1 pseudogene is annotated in these 333 nt (G+C 42.6%); it reads right to left on the bottom strand.

The annotated features are described in order from the left end of the window. Nucleotides 1-333 (bottom strand): annotated as a pseudogene (gene metG / locus B3V51_RS00045) (methionine--tRNA ligase); the annotation flags it as partial.

Raw genomic sequence — 333 nt, 5'->3', positions numbered from 1 at the left:
CAGCAGGCGCATCAGCTTGAGCTAATGATGCTTTAGAATCTTCTACCATGGCTTCAATATCTTTTTCTTCGATACGTTGCATCAGTGGCTTGAATTTATTGATTTTATGGCCTAATAACCACTCATTACGACTGGCAAAGCTTAAATCGTCAATATTCAAAAACTCTTTCGCATTTGCTGTCAGCTCAGGCAATACTGGTGCCAGATAGACCATCAACTGACGGAAAATGTTGATAGCGACCGAGCAGACGTCTTGAACTTCTTGCTCAGTGCCTTCCAATTTCGCGAGCGACCATGGTTTTTTGGCATCGATATATTCGTTGGCTTTATCCG

The sequence above is a fragment of the Psychrobacter sp. UBA2514 genome (assembly GCF_002341255.1).
In the GTDB taxonomy this organism is placed as follows: Bacteria; Pseudomonadota; Gammaproteobacteria; order Pseudomonadales; family Moraxellaceae; genus Psychrobacter; species Psychrobacter pacificensis.
Note: the sequence above shows the minus strand (reverse complement) of the source record. Positions and strands in the feature narration are given on the sequence as shown.